Raw genomic sequence first — 21,057 nt, 5'->3', positions numbered from 1 at the left:
AATGAAAAAAGTAACACTATCCATATTCGCTTTTGCAGTTGCGTTGTCTGTACAGGGACAAACCGTTAACCGCAGCATAAGGCCTCAGCCGGGTCCCGCGCCCGAGATATCGCTGGGCAAAACAGAGAGCTTCACCCTGCCTAACGGCATGAAGGTGTTCGTGGTAGAGAACCACAAGCTGCCTACCATAGAGTGCAGCATACAACTGGATATAAAACCTGCCCTGGAAGGTGAAATGACCGGCTACAGGGATATGATGGCCGAACTGCTGATGGCGGGTACCGCTACACGCAGCAAGGACAAGCTGAACGCCGAGATAGACCAGATGGGCGCCGACATACAGGTGAACAGTGAGGAGATAGGCGGCAGCGGTCTGAAGAAATACCAGGAAAAGATATTCGAGCTGATGGCCGATATAGCCCAGAACGCCGTGATAACACAGGACGAGCTGGACAAATCGAAGAAGAAAATGATATCGGGCCTGGAAACAGAGAAGAACGAACCCGATGCCATGGTGAGGAATGTAAGCGCCGTAGTGAACTTTGGCACCAACCACCCATATGGCGAGGTGGCCACACAGGAGTCTGTAAAGAAGATAACCCTGGAGGCCTGTAATAGATACTACAAGACCTACTTCCGCCCGAATGTGGCCTATATGGCCATAGTAGGCGATGTGACCATGGCCGAGGTGAAGCCACTGATAGAGAAGTACTTTGGCAAGTGGCAGAAGGCCGATGTGCCCGCAGCCTCCTACCCTGTGCCCGTGGCCAGCGGCAAGACTACCAAGCTGGCCTTTGCACCACGCACGGCCGCAGTGCAGAGCGTGTTCAGCGTTACCTACCCCATAAGCGACCTAAAACCCGGCCAGCCTGATGTGATAAAGGCCAAAGTGGCCAATACCATACTGGGTGGCGGCTCGCAGGGGCGCCTGTTCCAGAACATACGCGAGAAGCATGGCTGGGGTTATGGCTCTTACTCTGCCATAAAGGAAGACAACATATGCGGCAACTTCGCGGCCACGCTGAAAACAAAGAACAATGTGAGCGATAGCGCACTGGAAGCACTGGTGAACGAAATGCGCATCATTCGCAACGAAAAAGTGAGCGATACCACGCTGCGCAATACCATCAGCTTCATGTCGGGCAACTTTGCTATAGGGCTGGAAGATCCTGCACGCATAGCGCAGTTCGCCATCAACATAGAGCGTTACAATATGCCTAAGGACTACTATAAGAACTACCTGAAGGATCTGAGCGCTGTAACGGCCGACGATGTGATGGCAGTGGCGCAAAAGTACATTCGTCCCGAGAATGCCAATATAGTAGTGGCGGGCAGCAAGGAAGAGGTAGCCAACAAGCTGGCCCGTTTCTCTGCCGACGGCAAAGTAGACTACTACGACTATGCCGGCAAGCCAATAGTACCTACTGAAACAAAGGCAGTACCCCTGGGCCTTACCGCCGAGGACGTATACAAGAAGTATGTAACTGCCATAGGCGGCGAAAAAGCCCTGAACAGCCTGAAGGACCTGAAAATAGTGAGCACAGGCGAGGTACAGGGTATGGCCTTTACCGTGACGGTGGCCAAGAAGGCAGGCAACAAGCTGCACGAGCAGGTAGATGCCAACATGGGCGGCAAGAAGATGACCTTCCAGAAGAAGGTGTTCGATGGAACGAAGGGCTACCAGGAAGCACAGGGCCAGAAAAAGGAACTGGATGCCGCCGAAATAGCCGAGACCAAAGAACAGGCCGACCTGCAGGCAGAACTGCATGACGCCCAGTATGGCAAAAAGCGCACCCTGAAAGGCGTAGAGACCATAGAGGGCGCTACGGCCTACATACTGGAAGTAGTGGACGGCCAGAACAACAAGGTGACCGAATACTACGACGAGAAGAGCGGCCTGCTGGTGCGCCAGACCAAGGTAGAGAAAGACCCACAGGGCAATGAAGTAGCCGGAACCACAGACATGAGCGACTACCGCGAAGTGCCCGGTACCAACGGCTATAAAGTGCCTTACTTCATGAGCATACCTGCCGGTGGCGGTATGAGCTTCAACCTGAAGGTGCAGAGCGTAGAAGTGAACAAGGGTATACCTGATACCGAGTTCCAGTAGCCCCACCCGGCCTCCCCCGAGGGGAGGAGATGGGTACACGCATAAAATAGAAATGGCCGCTCACAAGAGCGGCCATTTCTATTAAGGTAACCTCCCTCGGGGGTGAACGCAAGTGAATGAGCGTAGCTCCGGGTGGGGCTTATATCATGCTTACGCTGCGGTTCACGAATTCTGTGAGGTCGGCGCCGGTGAGCATGCCTTGCGACAGCATGGCCAGGTCGAACGCCTGTTTTGCCAGCCTGCCCTGCTCTGTCCCATCGGCCTTCAGTATGCGGCTCACCAGCTTGTGGTTGCTGTTGATGCTTACATTGTAGCTATCGGGCATAGAGCCATAGAAGCTCATGCCGCCACCCATCGCAGCCATGTCCTTCATGCGGCGCATGAACTCGTCCATGGTCACAGTAACAGGCAGTTCCTCGGAGCCCAGCGCCTCTACCTTCACGGTCATATTGGGCTTGCTGATGGCCTTCTCGAATATCTCCCTTACGCTGGTGGTCTCGCTCTCTGTGAGCACAGACTCTATCTTTTCGTCCTTGGCTATCAGCTTGTCCACCACATCGGCATCTACGCGTTTCATGGTGGTCTGGTCCAACTTGCGCTCCAGGGTATGTATGAAGTGATTGTCTATGGGCGAATTCATCAGCAGCACATCATAGCCCTTGCGGTCGGCGCTCTGTATAAAGGCATCCTGCCTGGCAGGGTCGTTCGTGTAGAGGTATACCAGCTTGCCGTCCTTATCCTTCTGCAAAGGCTCTATCTTATCCTTGTACTCGGCAAGGGTATAGTACTCCTCTTTGGTATTGGACAGCAGTGCGAAATCCTTAGCACGGTCGTAGAACTTGTCCTCGCTTATCATGCCATATTTCACGAAGAGGCCTATATCGGCCCACTTGCTTTCGTATGCCTTGCGGTCAGTGCGGAAAAGCTCTGCCAACTTGTCGGCCACCTTCTTGCTGATGTGGCTGTTTATCTTCTTCACATTACCATCGGCCTGCAGGAAGGAGCGCGATACATTGAGCGGGATATCGGGAGAATCTATGACGCCATGCAGCAGCATCAGGAAATCGGGCACTATCTCCTTTACCTCGTCGGTGATGAATACCTGGCGCGAGAAGAGCTTTATCTTGTTGCGCTGGAACTCCATATCGTTCCTTACCTTGGGGAAGTATAGCACGCCGGTAAGGGTGAAGGGATGGTCCACATTGAGGTGTATCCAGAACAGGGGTTCCTCGCTCATAGGGTACAACTCGCGGTAGAACCTTAGGTAGTCCTCATCCTTCAGCTCCGATGGTGTTTTGGTCCATATAGGGGTGGTATCGTTTATTATGTTATCCACCTCTTTTTCCTTCGGCTTTTTGTCCTCGGCATCTTCTGCTACAGAGTCATAGTCATATTCCTTCTTAGTACCGAACTTGATGGGTACGGGCAGGAACTTACAGTATTTATCCAGTATACCCTGCAGCTTGTACTTGTCCAGGAACTCCTGCGAATCGGCATTTACATGCAGTATGATGCTGGTGCCGCGTGTGGTACGGTCGCCCTCGGTTATCTCGAATTCGGTGCTGCCATCGCATATCCAGCGGGCGGGCTGTGCGCCCTCCTGGTAGCTCAGGGTCTGTATCTCTACCTTGTCCGATACCATAAAGGCCGAATAGAAACCCAGGCCGAACTTGCCTATCAGCTCGTTGGCATCTTTGGCATCCTTGAATTTCTCTACGAACTCCTCTGCACCTGAGAAGGCTATCTGGTTGATGTATTTTTTGATCTCCTCGGCCGTCATACCTATACCGTTGTCCGATATGGTGATGGTCTTTGCCGCCTCATCGAACGACACCTCTACCAGTGGCTCGCCTATGGCGCCATTGTACTGGCCAAGGGATGAGAGGCGCTTTATCTTCTGCACGGCATCTACGGCATTAGATACCAGCTCGCGCAGAAAGATCTCGTTGTCGGAATAGAGGAATTTCTTAATGATGGGGAATATGTTCTCGGTATGTATCGAGATGCTGCCTTTTTCCTGCATATATGATAGATATTTTTGTTTAGTCAGTAACAATTTATGTTCCAAACCTGTTTTAGTGACAGAATGTCAGCGGGAGAAGGAAGAACACGCCGTACAAAATTCATTACCTTCGCCACACGAAACCAAAATGACCGACAATGCCAGCAAGAGTATATGACAACATACTGCAGACCATAGGAAATACACCGCTTGTACGCCTGAACCGTGTAGTGGCCGACCTGCCCTGTAAGGTATATGCCAAGGTAGAGACCACTAACCCGGGCAACAGTATAAAAGACCGTATGGCGCTGAAAATGCTGGAAGTGGCGGAAAAGGAAGGTAAGATAAAGCCCGGCGGCACCATAATAGAGGGCACCAGCGGCAATACCGGTATGGGCCTGGCACTGGCGGCCATAGTAAAAGGCTATAAATGCATCTTTGCCACTACCGACAAGCAGAGCAAGGAGAAAGTAGATATACTGAAGGCGCACGGCGCAGAAGTGATAGTGTGCCCCACCAATGTGGAGCCCGAAGACCCGCGCAGCTACTACCAGGTAGCCCGCCGCCTGCAGACCGAGATACCCAATAGCTGGTATGTGAACCAGTACGACAACCTGGCCAACCGCCTGGCCCACTACGAGCAGACCGGCCCCGAGATATGGGAACAGACCGAGGGCAAGGTGACCCACCTGGTGGTGGCTGCCGGCACGGGCGGCACCATAGTAGGTACTGGCAAATACCTGAAAGAGAAGAACCCCAACATACAGGTATGGGCCATAGATACCTATGGCAGCCTGCTGAAAAAATGGTTCGAGACGGGAGAGCTGGATATGGGCGAGGTACATCCGTATATATCGGAAGGTTTCGGCGAGGATTTCCTGCCGGAGAACTATGACCGCAATGCGATAGACCACTTCGAGAAGGTGACCGATAAGGATGGCGCGGTGATGGCACGCCGCATCACCAAGGAGGAGGGCATTTTCATAGGCTACTCGGCCGGGTCGGTGATAGCAGGTCTGCGCCAGCTAAAGGACAGGCTAAAGAAGGATGATGTGGTGGTAGTGATATTTCACGACCATGGCAGCCGCTACATAGGCAAGGTATACAACGATGAGTGGATGCTGGACCGCGGCTGGCTGGAAGTGGACACCGTGCGCGACCTGATAAACGGCCTGGGCCGCCGCAGGCTGGTGACCATAGACCACGATGCAAAAGTGGCCGATGCACTGGCCCTGATGAAGAAATACGACATAGAGCACCTGCCGGTGATGAACGGGCTGGAAATGGCAGGCTGCGTATCGCAGGGAAGCCTCTTCAAAATGTTCATAGAGCAGGCCGATGTGAAAGATCAGTTGGTGGCCGATGTGATGGACAAGGCTCTGCCCGTAGTGAGCATGGACACACCGCTGGAACGCCTGACCAACTTCATAAACAAGGACAATGGCGCGGTACTGACAAGGGATGAGAGCGGCCAGTTCACCATACTTACCAAATACGATATACTGAACGCGTTCAGCAAAGGATAATAGCCTGCATAACAGTTCTATCTAACAGTGCGCAGCTTCAAAACATTCGTGACCGACCTGGTGCGCAAGCCGCCCATACTGCTGCCATTTGTGGCGGGGGCACATATAGCCGGGCTGGTATGGGTGGCCATAGGTACAGACTCGGCAGGCGGCCTCATACAGGTGGCATGGCTGGTAGCCTATACTATATGCTGGCTGGCCACATGCGACCTGCGCCGCTGGGGCGTGTATGGCTACCTGGCCCTTACCATAGCGAACACACTGTTGTATGTGGGCCTGAAGAATGTCTACGACCGCGACATGTATGTAAGCAACCTTTTCCTGATAGATATACTGTTCAGCTTCTTCCTTGTGCTGTATTTTAAGAAGTTCGAGTAGGTCACTCCTCCCCTCTCTCCGATCACTTCAGCATATCCAGTGTCAGGTCTTCCATGCTGCGCAGTTTGGCATCGGCCACAGTGAAGCGGGGGTCATCGAAGTGCAGATCATCCGGTATCACTATCACCCGCATGCGGGCGGCCTTGCCGGCTATCATACCATTCACAGAATCTTCCAGCACCAGGCAACGGGTGGGCTTCGACCCCAGCGATGCCGCACAATGCAGGAACACCGCGGGATGCGGCTTGCCTAGCTCCACCACATCGGCCGATGTGATGACATCGAAATGCTTTGTGAGCCCGAAGTGGTCTACCAGCTCGTGTATCATGCGCCTGGGCGATGAGGATGCGAGGCCTATCTTGTACCCGTTCTGGCGCAGCAGGTGCAGGGTCTGCTCTACGCCCCTGAGTATGGTGGCATGGTTCTTTGAAGAGGCTATGATATCGTCCAGTATCTCTTCGGCCACTTCGTAAGATGTTTTCCCCTCCCACGGATAGTGTGTGGCCCAGTGATCGGTGACCTCGTATATGCGCAGGCCGGTGGTCTCTTTGAAGCGCTCGCGGGTGATGGGTATCTTGTGTTTGGCAGCTACCTGCAGCATGCTTTTACCCCATAGCGGCTCGGTATCGAGCAGCAGGCCATCCATATCGAATATTACGGTATCTATCATTTTTGCGTACCTCTTGTAGGCAGAGGGCGCAAAGATATGACATACATCAGCGCCTCTAACTGTGTATAAGCTATTTTTGTACCTTCGTCCCACTCACATAGACATAGCATACATTATACCCCGAACGCCTGCAAATGCCGTTGATAATGTGTGCCCAACATCTGTATCATGATAAACATCACCAAGCCTTTTCTGCCCGACCTGCAGGAATATATCAGCTACCTGGAAGGCATATGGGACCGCGAATGGCTCACCAATAACGGACCCCTTGTGAACGACCTGGAGCTGCGGCTGAAGGAATACCTGGATGTGAAGCACCTGCTGTACCTGGGCAATGGCACCATAGCCATACAGATAGCCATAAAGGCGCTGGGCCTGCGGGACGAGATCATCACCACGCCATTCAGCTATGCGGCCACCACCAATAGCATAGTGTGGGAAGGCTGCACACCCATATTTGCCGATATAGACCCCGGCACACTGAACGTAGACCCTGCGAAGATAGAAGAACGCATAACCCCCAAGACCACCGGCATACTGCTGACCCATGTGTATGGCAACCCCTGCGATGTAGAGGCCGTAGATGCCATAGCTAAAAAGCATGGCCTGAAGGTGATATACGATGGCGCACATGCCTTTGGCGTGAAGTACAAGGGCAGCAGCATATTCAACTATGGCGATGTGGTGACCACCAGCTTTCATGCCACCAAGCTGTTCCATACCATAGAGGGTGGTGCCGTGACCACCAACGATGCCAACCTGCTGCGCACCATGTCGCTGCTGCGCAACTTCGGCCATATAGGTAATGACCAGTTCGAGCTTTGTGGTGTGAATGGGAAGAACTCGGAGTTCCACGCAGCTATGGGGCTGGTGAACCTGAAACAGATAGACAAGATAATGGCATCGCGCAAGATGCAGTCGGAATACTACAACAAGATAATGAGCCATATAAGGGTGACACGCCCGCAGGTATTGCCCGGCGCAGAGTGGAACTACTCTTATTACCCGGTGATATTCGAGTCGGAAGAGCTGCTGCTGAAAAGTGTAAAACTGCTGAACGAACACTGGATATATCCGCGCCGCTACTTCTACCCCAGCCTTTCTACCCTGCCCTATGTAGACAAACAGGAAGTACCCATATCGGAAGACATAAGCCGCAGGGTGCTGTGCCTGCCGATGTACCACACACTGAGGCCGGAGGATATGGACTATATAGTGCGCATACTGGCAAGGGCTCAGAACAACTAGAGGCCTCTCCCAGTGAGAGGGCCGTGCGCTATGAAAACGAGAATGAGATCATAGTAGCGCTAAAGCTACACAGCCATAAGGCTGCAGCCACGCAGGGCGCTGTTGTCCATACGGCCGAGGACGGTGAACGAGCCATCGGCAGCTACAGAGCCTATATCTTCAGTAGCTATGAATGCGCAGGAATGTATATTGGCAAGGTCTATGATATTGAGTGCGCCCGTACCTGTGGCAGAGACATCGAGCGGATCGTTGATATCGCGCACCAGCGCCTGCATAGTGGCCGTAGGCCTGAAGATACCCTCGCCCGGCGCATAGGCCTGCGACAGCAGCTCTGTCATACCATATTCTGAATGGATGTGCGCCAGGCCAAAGGCGGCCTTTAATTCCTCATGCACCTCATCACGCGTCATTTCTTTGCGGCGCCCCTTCATACCACCCGTTTCCATAACTATGGTATGGCGCAGCGGCATTGGGTATGCGGCCGCAAGATCCAGCAGGGCAAAGGTGACACCAAGCAGTATGGTCTTTGTGCCCTGCTGCTCTAGTTGCAAAAGCGTATCGCGCAGCTTTTCCCATTCATTGAGGTAAAAACCGCTCTGCGGATGGCCACCTATCTTCATCAGTGTTTTTGCCATGTATACCAGCGATGCATTGGCCCGCTCCAGGTAAGATGGCAGCAGGGCCAGTATGGCATACTGCCCGGGGTGGCCGTAATACTGCTCAAAGCCCATTAGCAGAGAGTCTTCGTACACCTGGCCATCCCACACATAATGACGGGAATTGACGGTGCCCGTGGTACCGCTGCTTTCGAACACAAGATCGGCATCGGAGGCCGTGACAGGGGCGCAGAGCACATTGTGGGTCTTGAAGAAAGAAATAGGGAGAACCGGTATCTGCCACAGCTCTGCCACGGCGGCCACATTGGTATGCAGGGCATCGCAGTATTGGCGGTAAAGCTCGTTATGGGTATACTGGTAATGAAAAACCTGCAGCGCCCTCATACGAAATGTGGAGCTATCGCCGTTCAGTATATGGTGGGTATCAATTAACGCAGTTTTGTGAGGGCCTTTCATTAATTTTGATAGTATGAGTATCCGTAATGGTCTGTTGTCATGTATCCTTCTAAGCGCAGTACTGTCCTCGTGCGAGGAGAATACGATGTCAAAGATACCTGAAATAGTGGCGCAGGGCGTATCGAACGACCAGGTAAGGGTACTGAGCCAGGATACCTGTGTTTTCTTTTTCTCCTTCCAGGACGGTGATGCCGACCTGGGCAATGATCCCGCCGGCCAATACAGGGATGTATACATCAAAGACCTGAGGGATGATAAGAACCAATTCGTTGGTTACCTGCTGCCCGAAATAAATGAGGCGCTCATAGACCCCTCAAAAGGCCTGAAAGGCACCGCACAATTCTACTTTACGATAGATATACTGAACCCGCGCATAGATAGCCCCACACACGACATGACGGACACAGTATCGTTCGAGATGTATATGATGGACAAGGCAGGTAATGCCAGCAATCACATCTTTACCCCCAAGCTATACATGTTCAATAAGCTGTAGCAGATGACCGGCATTGGCCAGGTCTCCATTCCAATATCGATGAGGTCTCAATACCTTATCAGCTAGCCGATCGGGCTAACCATAGACCCTGCCATAAATGATAGCTGTGTGCGTAATATGAAACAGTAGGAATACGACCGACAATATAATGAACATCCACCTTTTGTATGGCAAATGGAAATAGAACCTGCTACCTATAAGTGCGATGCCCATTAACCATAACAAAGGCGTATAGGCCGGAGCCAGGAACCCCGGATAGCTGCTGCTCCATCTGCTATGTGGATACCATATAAGAGGCAGCCAGGAGCCGAAATACAACAATGTACCGATGATATAAAGCACAAGACCTTTACGCTGTATACCCGACGTAATGGATAATGGCATTAGCAGCGTACAGGCAAAAATGACCATTCGTGAGACCTGTTCGCCTGCAGACAGAACGAGGGGAATATCCTTCCAGAATACGGCGGGGCAGAAGGGTTGTGGCAAACTATCTGTAAGAAGTATGTTCCACACCATTATGGGTATGGTGAGCAGAAAACAGTTCAACAGATATTTTTTCATCAGGAAGAAAAGATAGTATATGGATCCAAATGTACGCTGGTAGCCCCGTGTCGATCGTACTGTCGTAGCGGAATTATAAATACCGATCGGGCACAGTTCGAAAGTAAAAGTTGGTTCGAAAACAAATATATGTATCGTATGCCTGTTCAGGTCAGCCCGCTCGTAATGGCATAAGAGATAAGTTCGGCCGTGTTGCGGCAGCCGTACTTCCGTAGCAGGTTCTTGCGGTGGGTGTCTACTGTGAGCTTGCTGATGGAAAATTCTGCGGCTATTTCCACACTTGTCATTCCCTCTATGAGCAACCTCAGTATCTCCTGTTCGCGCACGCTAAGGGTGGTATCGGCAGCGAATACCTTTTTCACATCCACGTTTATATAAGATGGAGCGCCATTCATACCTATGAACGAAAGCACAGGTATGCCATCCGGCTTTAAATGTGATATGTCGGTATGTACACCCAGCGAGCGCAGCAGGTTCACCCCATCGTGCTGTATGGTCACCACTTGCTGCAGTACTCTTATGTAGGTGCCATCCGCTCTGCGTATGCGGTAATCGTAACGCACTTTGTAGTTCATCACCTCATCGGGCGATAGTGTGGCGAAGAACTCACCCACCTTATGCTCGAAGTTGAGGAACCATGGCTGGTCCTCGGGATGTATCATGGTCAGCAGGTAGGGCACATCTACTGCTTTGGGGTCGTGGCCCAGCAGGGTGGCTATGCCATCGCTCATATACTCTATGGCCGACCGCCTGATGTTGAATATGTAGTAGTAATAGTCGCCTACCTGGAAGATGCTGAGTAGTTTCTTATGTACTTCAAGGTCAAAATTCAGTTCATCTTCCTCGGTATCCTTAGCTATTCCCTTCCATATCCTGTCGGCATTCTTAAAGATAGATGCGCTTTTCATAGGTTTCCTCTTTTACTCTGTCGAAGGTAATAGAACGGGGCAATACTAACGCATATGAGCTCCCTTTTGCGGAGGAGCTCATATGGTCTTGTCACAGGGATAAGGAAATGTCGATCTTATTTGATCTCTACGATACTACAGCTACTGCTTTTGTCGAAGGAGCCGGACCAGGACTTTGATGTAGTAGCCTCTTTAGCGGTCCAGGTATTGTGAGACTGTGTGATGGGAACCCTTATCACATTCACCAGTGAAGCATCCCAGCCGCTCTGTTTCTCCTCTGTGCTGCAGGTAGGTTTTGAGGTACCCCAATTGGTATAGAGCACCTTGGCATTACCGGCAGAAAGCAGTATAAGCGTGCCATTGAGGGTCACCTGTATCTCCCTGCCATTGGCTGCATTTCCATAAAAAAATATAGCATAGCTGGTGCCGGAGCCTCCGCCGCTACCGCCCCCGGAACCACCTGAGCCCCCAGAACCACCGCTACCACCTGAGCCGCCACTACCACCTGAACCACCACTACCGCCACTACCTATGTTGGTGCCTGTATTGATGTTGGGCCTTATGCCGAAGATGTTAGCAATGTTGGGACTATCCACAAATTCATGTGCGTCATCATTGCCGTAGTTGCATAAATAATCTTTAGGGTCGGGGCCGGGGCTTATCATGAGGTGCCAGCCCGACTTGTACTTGCCACATACATATCCCGGAGCGTTGGGCAGGTAGTGTATCTCCACATCTTCACCCAGGAATTTGAGTATCTTCTCCGCCTCTGCAATGGTAGAATTCCCTGTGCCGAACGTATACTTTTTCAGGTCGTCCAGAACGGCCGTTGCTGTGGGGATGAAACTGCTGGAATCCTTGCGATAGCTTTTGTTCTCTTCATTTTTCTCCTTGGTGCAGGCCAGGAGCATAAAAGAGCACAGAAGTACGAAGGCGATATTGGAAAGCAATGTCTTTTTCATAGTTCCTTTATTTTGAAAATCAAAACTAGAAAGCATGCCGGGGCGCGACAATACCTATAAATTGGTATTTTTGAAACATGTGTCCTATGCCTAACTTTACCTGAACAAAAAAAATGCCCGCAAAATGAATGTACCCATATTCACCATGGCAGACAAAGTATGGCGTGGCCTGGTAGGCGATGCCGGTCTTGCAGAGCTGCAGTTCGAGCTGGAGGTACACAAACAATTGCTCAACATCTTCCAGGTAGGCGACTATTACTACATGATCTTCAACCTGCACGACACACGGTTCGACAAGGTGAGCGAAAGCATAAGACAGGTGCTGGGCTATGAGCCGGAAGATGTGGATGTGCCATTCTTTCTCAGCAATATTCATCCCGAGGACCAGCCCTGGTTCCTCACTTTCGAGCAAAAAGTGGTAGAGTTCTTCAATTCGCTCGCGCCGGCGCAGACACCCAACTACAAGGTACGTTACGACTACCGCATAAAAAAGAAAGATGGTTCTTACATACGGGTACTGCAGCAGGTCGTGACCATACAGCAGGAAGAGAACAAGGTGCTACGTACACTGGTGGTACATACCGATATCACCCACATAAAAAGAACGGGAAAGCCCGTGCTGTCTTTCATAGGGATGAATGGAGAGCCGTCTTATGTGGATGTAGACGTTAAGAACCTGCTGGCGCCAGCCCCCGAAATGCTGAGCCCGCGCGAGAAAGAAGTGCTGCGCCTGCTGATAGAAGGCATGGATAGCAGGCATATTGGCGAGGCGCTCTTTATAAGCAAGCTCACAGTAGACACCCACCGCAAGAACCTGCTGAAGAAAACAGGATGCACCAATACCGCTACTCTTATTGCTGCCGCAATAAAAAAGGGGTGGATATAAGGCTAACAACTACTATCTACGCACTGCTGCGGTACGGCGCAACGCCCTTTTAAAAAGACAAAGCGGAGCCGCTCTCCGCATGCCACTGTGTAAAAGTAATCTCGGTTGATATTTTATCGAACCAATTCAAAGATTTTTGCTATAGTATTTATCCATTAAAATCAATTATCGATATTAACTTGTAGCTTCTGTAACATTATGTATTTTTTAATATTAATTTCATAAAAATTTATTAGTATCTTGGTGTGCATCAAATTATTAATTTCTTCTCTCACTATTCTACTGAAGAATGAACATAAAAACTATCGAAATAACTAATATCAAGGGAATTGAGCATAAATTATTCATACTGGATCTAGTACCCAATAGACCTAATATTTTAGTTGCTCCAAATGGCTTTGGAAAAAGTTCTTTTGCAATTGCTTTTGATTCACTTAAGAGCAATAAAATAGAGTTGGATGACAAACACTATTTCCGAAAAAATACGGAAAACAGACCTGTTTTATCACTCGTTTTAACGACCGGACAAACGCTATTGGCAGATGATAATCAAAATACAATTAATGACCTTTTTGATGTTTTCGTCATAAATAATCAAACTGAACCAAAATCTATTGTCCAATCATTCAGTGGCAAAACTTTTGCAAAAACCTCACTTGATATTGTGACAACAGTCTTAATTCCAACAATACCTGCAAAGGTTGGATTTTCTTATAATTCAACTGATATGAAATCCAATTTTGGTACAAATGGAGGTAAACTACTAAATAATATTTCCAACTTATTTAATTACGGTCAGCTTTTTAATAGAATTGAGAAAGAGGTTGATTTTACCAGATTTCACCTAAAAAACTATCAGATAACACTTGTTGCTGCACTTGATCAAATTAATAAGCAAAATGGAACTGGAAATACAATCAAAGGCTGGATTCAAGTAAATATCTTACCGACGTTTAAAACTTTGAATGAATTTAAAAAGCTTGCTGATATAATCTCTTCATTTGGTTTTCCCGAAGTTAGAGACGAAATCGACGCCTACCTTACAGCATGGCAATTGTTATCTGTTAAAATAAAAATGGGACCCGAGTACAAAAAGGCTTGCAAGTATTTGTACTACCTTGATGAGAAAGAAGATTGTACCAAAACGATTGAGTCAATTAATCCTGTAAGAGAACGCTTTGATATTAAACCCAAAGTCGAAGGCAATAGTCTCGTTGTTAACTGGCCTAAGGCACATGAAATATCAAACGGGCAACGAGATATTTTAACTTTCATTGCACTGCTTCTAAAGTCAAGAAGAAATTTCAAAAAGAAAGACTGCATTCTTGTGATAGATGAAATATTCGACTACATGGACGACGCAAATCTTATTACATTTCAATACTATATTTCAACGTTTATTGATGAAATGAAAAGACAAAAGCGTCGAATATTTCCTATACTATTAACACACTTAGACCCTTTATTTTTTAATCATTTCTGTTTTAATGACACTAAGATTAAAGTACATTATCTTAAAGAAACCAACATTAAATCAAACCAACAACTACTTAAACTTATCTATAAGCGTGGAGAGCCGAGCATTCAAGCCTCGGTTGATGCGTATTACTTTCATTATTACCCGTCAATTTCTGCCATTGACTTAACTGGTGAATTTAAGGCATTGAAACTAAATGTAGATTGGGCTAAACCTGACAAATTTTTCCAAAAAATATATAGAGAAGTTAGACGTTACTTATTGGAAGATGATATCGTTGATCCGATTGCGATATGCTTTGGTGTACGAATACAAATAGAAAAACTTGTTTATGATTTAATTCAAGATCCAGATAATAAACGAAATTTTATTGAAAGCATAAATGGGACAAAAAATAAGCTTCACTTTGCTCAATCAATCAATATTCATATTCCGGAGACATACTTTCTGTTAGGGATAATCTACAATACATCTTTGCACTTGTCCGAAGGGCAAGACATCTCGAAGCCACTCGGATTAAAGCTAGAAAACGGAACAATTAAGCAGATGATTAGAAACATATTCTAAGTCAAAAGGGCCGATTCTATGAATCGGCCCTTTTGACATTTAGCTACTATTAGTAACGGGAAGCATCCTTTGGTAACTAATAGTATGTGTGATCCGGATTGGATTCGAACCAATGACCCTCAGCTTAGAAGGCTGATGCTCTATCCAACTGAGCTACCGGACCAGTGTTGGATAAGCGGCTGCAAAAATAGTTCAAAAAATGTTCGCATGAGCATTATACCATTCAGCATTCATAACAATACAGCGTAAAGCCTCCTTCTCCCAGATCGGGAACAAGATGAAATGAGCAATAGCTAAAACAATGGGCATTATTCATCAGGGGCCTGGCCGTCCTGCAGTATCTGTACCTGCATTATGCCGTGGCGTACATGCCAGAGGTCATCGGCCCATACCAGGCCATCGTACTGGCCGCTGGGCACAAGAGTATACCGGCGCGATGGATCGTTCGACATCGATTCCAGCTTGTCATACACTATCATCTGCCGTTCGGGGTCCCAGTTCATGGTAGCGGCAACGCTCTTCTTGTATTCCAGCACAAAGCGCTGCACCTTTACCTTGGGGTTGGCGCGCGAGCCCACGCCAAATATCTGCGCACCAAAGGTGACGCCGCCCTTGTCGTTGAAGTACATAGGGTCCAGCACTTTGCGGTTGGTCAGCAGGCTGGCATTGTTCAGCCCGAACATAGTATATATCTTCTTACCGCCCACCACCTGCGGCATTATGCGGTAGTATATAGCGCCGAACCATTTGCCACCCGTAAGCACACTATCTTCCAGCCCCTGGTCCAGCTTGTCGGTATAGTCGTTCAGGCCTATCAGTTTTAGCTCGGGCGTGGGCAGCTGTATGGCGGCATAGTAGCGCTTGGGCACAGGGTTGCCGGGCTCTATGGCCCAGTTGAACATGCGGAAGGCTCCATCTTCAGCATAGATGATGTTGATGACCTTCTTCAGCGTATCGAAACCGTAGTGGTATGAGTTGGGTATCCTCAGGGTGCGTACCAGTTGGCGCACAAAACGCTCGGTATAGCCGAGGCGGGTATCGGGTATGAGGGCCTCGTACATAGAGTCTACGGTCACTACCAGGGAGTCCTCCATTTTTTTGAGGCGCTCCATATCCTGCGGGGTTATCTGCGCATGCACGGCTGGCGCAGCCATGCATAGCATGAACACGAATAGTACTAAGAATTTTATCCTGCTCATTTCAGTGATGATATTTTGCTGGCCCTAACGTACAAAAATAGTTGTTAAAGATACGTTGAATGACAGTAAAATGCAATGCCGGAGCAACCTCTCCCCCGACCCTGCCTACCGGCAGGCAGGCCTCTCCTTTGGAGAGGGAAGTGAACAGTATGATACATGAACAGATCAGGCGCGGTAGTTGGTGCGATCGCCATCGGTGCCACCTATGATGAGGTTGAGCACGAGCGACAATATGAACGCACCCGCCGTAGCGCATATGATAGTATTGATAAGGGCATTGCCGGTAAAGGAAAGATAGTTGCGGAAAAGTATCTTGCCCAGCCAGCCGCCTATGATGCCTATGATAACGGTGAAGATAGTACCATAGCCCTTGCCGGGTGTGAGCACCTGTGCCAGGAAGCCCGCTATAGCGCCTATGAAAAGGGTGATGAGCAGGCCGCGCCAGTCGTGCAGTTCTTGCTGAAGGGAGAAGAGGAGGAACATTGTAGTATGCATGAGAAGTAGTTTGTATAAAAGTATAGAAGCCCCACAAGCAGGCAAAACTTTAGGCGGCCATTTACAAACCAATAACGCAACCTATAAAAGGCACGGCTTTACCGCTAACTTTACCCCGTGGCTATAGTGGCTCTCTTTGTTGTATGCATAGCGGTGCAATGCGGTTTTGCGGTCTTCTTTGCAGGCCGCATAGGTAGCCTGCGCCGGTGGGAGCCAGTAGCCTACCCTACTCAGCCGGTATCGGTAGTGATATGTGCGCGCAATGAGGCCTCACTGCTCAGGGCCTATCTGCCCGCCATACTGCAACAGGCATATACCGATGCCAGTGGCAGGCCCAACTATGAAGTGGTGGTGGTAGATGATGGGTCTACCGATGATACAGCAAGTGTGCTGGCAGAGCTGAGAGAACAGTATGCACATCTGAAATATGTGGCAATACCCGTGCATGAGGCAAGGGGCAAGAAAAATGCACTACGCATGGGCGTAACGGCTGCGCAACATGATATGCTGCTGCTGACAGATGCCGACTGCAGGCCTGCAAGCCCGCAGTGGCTGGCACTGATGGTAGCACCACTGGCCGCAGGCAGGGAGTTAGCACTAGGATATGGCGCATACGAAAGGACAACGGACAATGCACTGAATAGCTTTGTGCAGTGGGAGACCGCGCATACCTATATGCAGTATGCCGCATATGCGGCTGCAGGTATGCCGTATATGGGCGTGGGCAGGAACCTCGCCTGCACGCGGCAGGTACTGCTGGCTGCCATGCAGCACCCTATATGGCAGAGGCTGCCATCGGGCGATGATGATATGCTGGTACGCGTGGCAGGTACGCCTACCAATACCGCCGTGGTATGCGAGCGCGATGCATTTACCTACACACCGGCAAAGAACACATGGGGCGAATGGGCAAGGCAGAAACAAAGGCATATGTCTACAGGCAAGTACTATAAGTGGTACATAAAACTACTGCTGGGCAGCTATGCGGCCACTCATGCCGGTATGTGGCTGGGGGCTGTATGGCTGTTCGTTGCAGGATGGTGGGGATATGCCGTGCCGGTAATAACAGTGCGAATGCTGATGGCATATACGGCCTGGGACAGAACGAACAAGAGGCTGGGACAGAATGTGAACTTCGTGACATGGCTGGTGGGCGATATTGGGTGGATGATGTATAACTTTGCGCTGCTGCCGTACATAACATGGAAAAACAAGACAAGCTGGAAATAATACATAAGTACTTCGACGACCTTTCGGAAACACAACTGCAACAGCTGGGTATGCTGGACGAGCTGTATAACGACTGGAACCAGAAGATAAACGTGATATCGCGCAAGGATATTGAGGCGCTCTACGAAAAACATGTGCTGCACTCGCTGGCCATATCGGTGATATGCCCGTTCGATAAGGGCGCGCGTATACTGGACATAGGCACAGGTGGTGGTTTTCCCGGTATACCTCTGGCCATCTTCTACCCCGAATGCGAATGGGTGCTGGCCGACAGTATAGGCAAAAAGATAAAGGTAGTACAGGAAGTGGCCGCTGCCATAGGGCTGAAGAATGTGACGGCCATACACACCCGCGCCGAAGACCTGAAGGGGCGCTACACCTTCGACTATGCAGTATCGCGTGCAGTGGCACCGCTGGCCGACCTCTGGCGCTGGGGTGCCCCGCTCATCAACAAGGGTCAGAAAGGCGAAGAGCTGCCCAATGGGCTGGTGTGCCTGAAAGGCGGCGACCTGCGCGAGGAGATAGAACATACAGGTATGAAACGCATAGTGCAGGCGTGGAGCGTGCATGATATCTTTCCCGAGCCGTCCTTTGAAGAAAAATACGTTGTGTATGTACCGAAGCTCACCTAAAGAAAGGGATCTTACAACATCGCAGAAACGGAAAAGAACGGTCAAATTGATGGATATTATTTTACCATCATTCCTTACTTTTGCGGCCAATTCATACTGATACAATACTAGAACTACTATGGGTAGGATATTTGAAGTTCGTAAGTCGGCCATGTTCGCGCGATACGACCGTATGGCGAAGCAGTTCAGCCGTATAGGCAAGGAAATAGCCATTGCAGTGAAAAAGGGCGGCCCTGATGCCAATAACAACCCCATGCTGCGCCGTGTGATGCAGAACGCCAAATCGGTGAACATGCCGAAGGACAGGGTGGAAGCTGCCATTAAGAACGCACTGGGCAAGGATACGAGCAACTATGAGGAGGTGCTGTACGAAGGCTATGCGCCACATGGTATAGCCCTACTGGTAGTAACGGCTACAGATAACACCACCCGTACCGTGGCCAATGTACGCTCGCACTTCAACAAGGGCGGCGGTGCGCTGGGCAATAGCGGATCGGTGGGTTTCCTGTTCAAGCATTGCGGTGTCTTCAAGCTGAAGCCCGAGGGTGTGAACATGGACGATATGGAGCTGGAACTGATAGACTTCGGCCTGGAAGAAGTGGGCGAGGACAGCGAGGGCAACATCATCATCCGCTGCGGCTTCACCGACTTCGGCAACATGCAGAAGGCGCTGGAAGAAAAGGGCATCACTCCCATATCATCGGAGCTGGAGTGGATACCCCTGAACACAGTAGAGATATCGGAAGCACAGTGCGAGGATGTCTTTAAGCTGATAGAACGACTGGAGCAGGACGATGACGTGCAGCATGTGTTCCACAACATGGCATAATATAGGACACTACATATTTCAGATGCGGCCGTACCTGGTAGGTACGGCCGTTCTTTATTTGCATATCTTCTTTGACCACAAAGGATACAAGGCTTGTGATGAGATCACTATCTCTCACCGGCATTTAGATCTTATACCTTTTGCCTACCTTCGCGCACTATAATATCACAGGTTTGGGAAAGAGAAAGAAAAAAAGCGCGCCGCTACAGGGCATAACCATAGAAGCATATGCGGCCGAGGGTAAAAGCATAGCCCGTCTGGAGGACGGCAAGGTACTTTTTGTAGATAATGCCATACCCGGCGATGTGATAGATGCCGTGATAATAAAAGACAAGAAAAGCTGGGCCCAGGCACGCACCACACGCCTGGTACAGCCCTCGCCACAGCGGATAGAGGCTTTCTGCGCTCACTTCGGCGTATGCGGCGGCTGTAAATGGCAGATGTTACCCTACTCCCAGCAACTGGTATACAAACAGCAGCAGGTAGTAGACCAGCTATCGCGCATTGGCAATGTAGAATTGCCTGCCATAGAACCCATAATAGGCAGTGCGCAGGACCGCTACTATCGCAACAAGTTGGAATTCACCTTCTCTATCGCGCGCTACCGCACTTTTGAAGAGATAGAGGCACGCAGCGAGAAATTCGAGCAGGAGCCTGCACTGGGCTTTCATGCACCCGGATTGTTCGATAAGGTGGTAGAGATACACCAGTGCTACCTGCAACCCGAACCCACCGATACCCTGCTTACCGTACTGCGCAATTATACCAAGGAACGCAACCTGCCCTATTACGACTTCAGGGCACAGTATGGCTGGCTGCGCAATGTGATAATACGGGTGGCCACTACCGGCGAGGTACTGGTAAACCTGGTGATGCACCACGAGGACAAGGAGGAGCGCGAGGCCCTGCTGCAGCATATGAAGGACAATATTCCGGGCATCACCTCGCTGCACTATACGCTGAATGGCAAAATGAACGACACCATTCACGACCAGGATGTGATATGCTGGTATGGCAAGAACCATATAGTGGAGAAACTGGAGAACTATAGCTTCAAAATATCACCGAAATCGTTCTTCCAGACCAATACTAGGCAGGCCGAGGCACTGTACCGTGTAGCGCGTGAATTTGCCGGGCTTACAGGTACCGAGACCCTCTACGATCTGTATTGCGGTACAGGTAGTATAGGTATATTCTGTTCGGCCGGGGCCAAAAAGGTGATAGGTATAGAAGTAGTGGCCGATGCCGTGAAGGATGCTTATGAGAATGCCGCAATGAACGGGCTCTCGCACTGCCAGTTCTATGCCGGCGATGTCGAGAAGATATGCACCGATGCTTTCTTTGCAGAGCATGGCAGGCCCGATGTGATCATCACCGATCCGCCACGCGCCGGCATGACCGAGAAGCTGGTGCAGCAATTGCTAAAGATGCGTGCGCCACGCGTGGTATATGTGAGCTGTAACCCGGCCACACAGGCCCGCGACCTGCAACTGCTGGATGAGGCCTACCGTATAGTGCGCCTGCAACCGGTAGATATGTTCCCCCATACGCACCACATAGAGAATGTGGCCCTGCTGGAACTAAGGAATAACTGATATTGCTGAAGAAAAAAGAATTTTTCTCCCCATTAGATACCATCTCGACAAGGAACCCCTATAACATGGAAGTTCCCAGCATATTCCATATGCCCAAAATGAGGGCAATATTTGCCTTCACACACGTCAAGGCCCAGATCAGCTCAAAGATAAGCAATGATGCCTGTGTACATGCGCCTGGTAGATATATAAAAGCAAAGAGCCTCACAT

At 49.8% G+C, this 21,057-nt stretch carries 20 protein-coding genes and 1 tRNA gene; 13 read left to right on the top strand and 8 right to left on the bottom strand.

The features are described from left to right. Position 1: 1 nt before the first annotated feature. Positions 2-2,110, top strand: coding sequence for a M16 family metallopeptidase (locus tag ABD843_RS00105; protein ID WP_345076634.1), 2,109 nt, complete (start codon positions 2-4; stop codon positions 2,108-2,110). 139 nt (positions 2,111-2,249) lie between these two features. Here the strand turns inward: ABD843_RS00105 and htpG are convergent, their stop codons facing one another. Next, complete coding sequence (gene htpG, locus ABD843_RS00100; RefSeq protein ID WP_345076631.1) at positions 2,250-4,133, bottom strand: molecular chaperone HtpG; 1,884 nt, start codon at positions 4,131-4,133, stop codon at positions 2,250-2,252. Positions 4,134-4,270: 137 nt separating this feature from the next. Between htpG and ABD843_RS00095 the strand changes: the two genes are divergently transcribed. Then, positions 4,271-5,638: a pyridoxal-phosphate dependent enzyme gene (locus ABD843_RS00095; protein WP_345076628.1), complete on the top strand. Its 1,368-nt coding sequence runs from the start codon at positions 4,271-4,273 to the stop codon at positions 5,636-5,638. Positions 5,639-5,665: 27 nt separating this feature from the next. Then, positions 5,666-6,016, top strand: coding sequence for a hypothetical protein (locus ABD843_RS00090; RefSeq protein WP_345076625.1), 351 nt, complete (start codon positions 5,666-5,668; stop codon positions 6,014-6,016). Between the two features lie 22 nt (positions 6,017-6,038). Here ABD843_RS00090 and hxpB read toward each other — a convergent pair whose 3' ends face one another. Beyond that, a complete protein-coding gene (gene hxpB / locus ABD843_RS00085) occupies positions 6,039-6,686 on the bottom strand; it encodes a hexitol phosphatase HxpB (RefSeq protein ID WP_345076622.1) in 648 nt (215 codons plus the stop codon). 168 nt (positions 6,687-6,854) lie between these two features. On the opposite strand from hxpB, the gene ABD843_RS00080 reads away from it, so the two are divergent. After that, positions 6,855-7,934: a DegT/DnrJ/EryC1/StrS family aminotransferase gene (locus tag ABD843_RS00080; protein WP_345076619.1), complete on the top strand. Its 1,080-nt coding sequence runs from the start codon at positions 6,855-6,857 to the stop codon at positions 7,932-7,934. Positions 7,935-7,999: 65 nt separating this feature from the next. Here the strand turns inward: ABD843_RS00080 and ABD843_RS00075 are convergent, their stop codons facing one another. Continuing rightward, complete coding sequence (locus ABD843_RS00075; RefSeq protein ID WP_345076616.1) at positions 8,000-8,935, bottom strand: LuxE/PaaK family acyltransferase; 936 nt, start codon at positions 8,933-8,935, stop codon at positions 8,000-8,002. Positions 8,936-9,092: 157 nt separating this feature from the next. Between ABD843_RS00075 and ABD843_RS00070 the strand changes: the two genes are divergently transcribed. Together ABD843_RS00070 and ABD843_RS00065 are read left to right on the top strand one after the other, a co-directional pair. Next, positions 9,093-9,503 (top strand): hypothetical protein, encoded by a 411-nt coding sequence (locus tag ABD843_RS00070; protein ID WP_345076613.1) that lies wholly within the window; start codon positions 9,093-9,095, stop codon positions 9,501-9,503. 370 nt (positions 9,504-9,873) lie between these two features. After that, a complete protein-coding gene (locus tag ABD843_RS00065; RefSeq protein WP_345076610.1) occupies positions 9,874-10,083 on the top strand; it encodes a hypothetical protein in 210 nt (69 codons plus the stop codon). A 130-nt stretch (positions 10,084-10,213) separates the two neighbouring features. Here the strand turns inward: ABD843_RS00065 and ABD843_RS00060 are convergent, their stop codons facing one another. Together ABD843_RS00060 and ABD843_RS00055 are read right to left on the bottom strand one after the other, a co-directional pair. Continuing rightward, positions 10,214-10,975, bottom strand: coding sequence for a LuxR C-terminal-related transcriptional regulator (locus ABD843_RS00060; protein WP_345076607.1), 762 nt, complete (start codon positions 10,973-10,975; stop codon positions 10,214-10,216). 116 nt (positions 10,976-11,091) lie between these two features. After that, positions 11,092-11,937 carry a hypothetical protein gene (locus ABD843_RS00055; RefSeq protein WP_345076604.1) on the bottom strand — a complete coding sequence of 282 codons (846 nt, stop codon included), beginning with the start codon at positions 11,935-11,937 and terminating at the stop codon, positions 11,092-11,094. A gap of 124 nt (positions 11,938-12,061) precedes the next feature. Between ABD843_RS00055 and ABD843_RS00050 the strand changes: the two genes are divergently transcribed. Together ABD843_RS00050 and ABD843_RS00045 are read left to right on the top strand one after the other, a co-directional pair. Beyond that, positions 12,062-12,823, top strand: coding sequence for a LuxR C-terminal-related transcriptional regulator (locus ABD843_RS00050; RefSeq protein WP_345076601.1), 762 nt, complete (start codon positions 12,062-12,064; stop codon positions 12,821-12,823). Positions 12,824-13,112: 289 nt separating this feature from the next. Further along, entirely contained in the window at positions 13,113-14,867 is a 1,755-nt protein-coding gene (locus ABD843_RS00045; RefSeq protein WP_345076598.1) for a hypothetical protein, read from the top strand. A gap of 89 nt (positions 14,868-14,956) precedes the next feature. Here the strand turns inward: ABD843_RS00045 and ABD843_RS00040 are convergent. The 3 genes from ABD843_RS00040 to ABD843_RS00030 form a co-directional block, all read right to left on the bottom strand. After that, positions 14,957-15,030, bottom strand: a tRNA-Arg gene (locus ABD843_RS00040). Positions 15,031-15,175: 145 nt separating this feature from the next. Then, a complete protein-coding gene (locus ABD843_RS00035) occupies positions 15,176-16,066 on the bottom strand; it encodes a hypothetical protein (protein WP_345076595.1) in 891 nt (296 codons plus the stop codon). Positions 16,067-16,231: 165 nt separating this feature from the next. Continuing rightward, positions 16,232-16,561 (bottom strand): GlsB/YeaQ/YmgE family stress response membrane protein, encoded by a 330-nt coding sequence (locus tag ABD843_RS00030; protein ID WP_345076592.1) that lies wholly within the window; start codon positions 16,559-16,561, stop codon positions 16,232-16,234. 117 nt (positions 16,562-16,678) lie between these two features. Between ABD843_RS00030 and ABD843_RS00025 the strand changes: the two genes are divergently transcribed. From ABD843_RS00025 to ABD843_RS00005, 5 genes are all read left to right on the top strand, one after another. Further along, the gene (locus ABD843_RS00025; protein WP_345076589.1) at positions 16,679-17,791 is read left to right on the top strand and encodes a glycosyltransferase; all 1,113 of its coding nucleotides are present in this window, start codon (positions 16,679-16,681) and stop codon (positions 17,789-17,791) included. Continuing rightward, positions 17,764-18,423 (top strand): 16S rRNA (guanine(527)-N(7))-methyltransferase RsmG, encoded by a 660-nt coding sequence (gene rsmG / locus ABD843_RS00020; RefSeq protein WP_345076586.1) that lies wholly within the window; start codon positions 17,764-17,766, stop codon positions 18,421-18,423. The genes ABD843_RS00025 and rsmG overlap by 28 nt, the downstream gene beginning before the upstream one ends. Positions 18,424-18,541: 118 nt before the next feature. Beyond that, complete coding sequence (locus ABD843_RS00015; RefSeq protein WP_345076582.1) at positions 18,542-19,252, top strand: YebC/PmpR family DNA-binding transcriptional regulator; 711 nt, start codon at positions 18,542-18,544, stop codon at positions 19,250-19,252. Positions 19,253-19,425: 173 nt separating this feature from the next. After that, entirely contained in the window at positions 19,426-20,847 is a 1,422-nt protein-coding gene (gene rlmD / locus ABD843_RS00010) for a 23S rRNA (uracil(1939)-C(5))-methyltransferase RlmD (protein WP_345076579.1), read from the top strand. A 2-nt stretch (positions 20,848-20,849) separates the two neighbouring features. Continuing rightward, positions 20,850-21,057, top strand: a 208-nt coding sequence (locus tag ABD843_RS00005; protein ID WP_345076576.1) for a hypothetical protein, incomplete at its 3' end; no start/stop codon positions are given.

Origin of the sequence: Nemorincola caseinilytica (assembly GCF_039540515.1) — a bacterium.
GTDB lineage: Bacteria > Bacteroidota > Bacteroidia > Chitinophagales > Chitinophagaceae > Nemorincola > Nemorincola caseinilytica.
Note: the sequence above shows the minus strand (reverse complement) of the source record. Positions and strands in the feature narration are given on the sequence as shown.